This is a genomic window from Nocardia sp. NPDC058497 (assembly GCF_042720195.1).
In the GTDB taxonomy this organism is placed as follows: domain Bacteria; phylum Actinomycetota; class Actinomycetes; order Mycobacteriales; family Mycobacteriaceae; genus Nocardia.
In genome coordinates, this window is sequence record NZ_JBHXMY010000731.1 from 1 (window position 1) to 2564 (window position 2564).

2 protein-coding genes and 2 pseudogenes are annotated in these 2564 nt (G+C 65.1%); all 4 read left to right on the forward strand.

Going from position 1 to position 2564, the window contains the following annotated elements; all coding sequences use genetic code 11:
* The coding region (locus tag ACFWPJ_RS30165; protein WP_378856510.1) for a hypothetical protein at positions 1-334 on the forward strand (334 nt) is incomplete at its 5' end.
* Between the two features lie 38 nt (positions 335-372).
* Positions 373-810: pseudogene (locus ACFWPJ_RS30170) on the forward strand (fructosamine kinase family protein); the annotation flags it as partial.
* Between the two features lie 128 nt (positions 811-938).
* Positions 939-1127: pseudogene (locus tag ACFWPJ_RS30175) on the forward strand (integrase core domain-containing protein); the annotation flags it as partial.
* A 357-nt stretch (positions 1128-1484) separates the two neighbouring features.
* The gene (locus tag ACFWPJ_RS30180) at positions 1485-2150 is read left to right on the forward strand and encodes a hypothetical protein (RefSeq protein ID WP_378856512.1); all 666 of its coding nucleotides are present in this window, start codon (positions 1485-1487) and stop codon (positions 2148-2150) included.
* The last annotated feature ends 414 nt before the right edge of the window (positions 2151-2564 follow it).

Here is a 2564-nt window from a genome sequence, read left to right on the forward strand (position 1 = left end):
CCTCTACCTCGCCCTCATCCAGCAGGCATTCACCATCGCCGAGCGGTGCCCAGTGGTAATCGACGCACCATTCCTGGGATACATCCGAACCGCCGCGCAACAAGGCATCCGGCTGGCTGACTACATCCGGTCAGTCGCCGATACATCCGACATCGCGATCCGCACCGTGTGGGTGAACACAGACACCGACCGGATCCGTGACCGAATGCAGCATCGCGGCGCCGAACGCGACGAGCCGAAACTCTCGGACTGGAACAGCTACCGCGACTCGGTCCTGCACTCCGACCTCGCCGACGCCGGCCCGGCCGTCACCGACCACATCATCGCCAATTGAAACCGCCACCACCCCACCATCACCGAGGACACCGATCTGTGCTCGACGACACCCACCTGTCGAGGCTGCTGGAGACCTCGATCGACCCCGTCGTCGACCTCGGCGCACGGCACTCCTGGACCCTGCACCGCGCGACCACCGGCAACGGTCAGCGGGTCTTCGTCAAAGCCGCCGCCGACTGCGGACCCATTCTCACCGCGGAGGCCGCCGGCCTGCGCTGGCTCGCCACCGGCACCAAGTCAAGCCCCGTAGCCGAAGTTCTCGCCGTCGACGAGAAGATGCTCGTGCTGCCCGGGCTGGCGCCCCAGGCCTCCACAGTCGAGGCAGCGCGACGATTCGGCCAGGACCTGGCGACTGTGCACTCCCGCCCGTCCGAGGCCTTCGGCGCCGACTGGAACGGCTACATCGCCGACCTTGCGCTGGACAACACACTCTCGACTCAGCCATGGAGTACCTGGTACGCCGAAGCTCGACTGCTGCCCTACCTGCGTGACGGCCACCAGCACCTCGAACCCGCCGAGATCCGGCTGACGAGAAGGTCATCGCCAGGATCGATTCCCTGGCCGGTCCCACGGAGCCACCGACCCATATCCACGGCGATTTGTACCAGCGAATCCTGGCCGAGGAACTGCTCTACGCCCGAGAGTTCAACAGCGAGGATGTCCGCTCTTCCGCGATCGCTGTCTGGAACATCCACTACAACTACCACCGCCCGCACAGCGGCGCTGGTGGATGGCCGCCAGCATCTCGGCTCCGGGACGGCGTCACTAACGTCCAGCCCTCATACAGCTAGCCACCGCCTCACTCGGCGGCCGTGCATACACACCGACTCGAAAATCGCTGGCCACCAAAAGGTGTTCGACACCAGGATGCTCGCATGGCCAACGATGCGAGCACCGCCCAGCGGATCATCTGGCGCGATCTTCCCGAACCGGCACGCCGCGCAATCGAGGCTCGCCTCGGTGCGCGGGTGCGCTCAGCATTGACTCAACCCGGCGGGTTCAGCCATGGCCTGGCGGCCAGGCTGTTCCTCGACAATGACCAGGCGGTGTTCGCGAAAGCTCTCAACATCGACGACCCGCTCATCACGATGTACCGCACCGAAGCGACCACCGCCGCGCGACTGCCAACGCAGGTACCGGCACCGAAGATGCTGGCCACGATCGAGACCGACGGCTGGCTGATCAAAGTCTTCGAGAACATCAGCGGCGCGCACCCACGGATCGAGGATCCGATCGAGCTCGCAGCGATGCTGGCCGCCGTCGAGCAAATGTCACAGGCGCTGTCGCCGACCCCGCTGCTGGACGTGCCAAGGATCGACGACCTCTACGGAGCGAAACTGACAGGGTGGCGTCATTTCGCCCAACACGGGCCACCCCCCGGCCGCACACACTGGTCACGACACAACCTGGACCGGCTCGCCGACCTGGAAAGCACCTGGTCGGCCACAGCCGCAGGAGATACGTTGCTGCACACCGACCTTCGCCCCGACAACATGCGATTGCGACCAGAAGGAGCTGTGGCTATCGTCGATTGGGCGTGGCCATGCACGGGGGCGGCATGGGTCGATCTGGTCATGTTCGCACCAGCAATCGCCGACAAAGACATCGATCCGGACCCGATCCTGGCCACCCACCCAGTCACCCGGGGCATCGACCCGGCCTCCATCAACGCTCTCCTCTGCGGGCTCACTGGCTACTGGGCGAACGCAAGCCGTCAACCGCCACCTCCACACGCACCCCACCTGCAGGAACACCGTGCCCGCGCCGAGCTCGTGACCACGCGCTGGTTGCAACGTCGACTCGGCTGGACCTGAAACCCGGTCAGCAGATTGCTGTTCTGCCTGGGGCAGGCGCCGTTGGGCCCCTGCCCCGGTACCGGGACGGCATCTCATTCGACGATGTGATGCAAGGCTCCGTGTACCCCGATCCGCTCAGACACACCACAGCGATTGAGCAGCAAAGTTGTTCAGATCACTCACTCGGTAATATGGCACTGCTGCTGGCGGTGGGCCGGTTCTCCGATCCACCTATGGATACCCAGGATCAGAGCGCGACCTGATCGACCGCGGCCTGATCCCAGCCGGCTACCTCGACCCGCTCAAAGCCCGAGTCCTGCTTGCGGCCCTCGTCACCGGCGGACAGGACAAATCGGCGATCCACCCGGCGTTCTCCGTGGCCGGGGTCTTCGAGAGCACCGAGATGCTGTCTCGTTTACACAGAGACCCGCC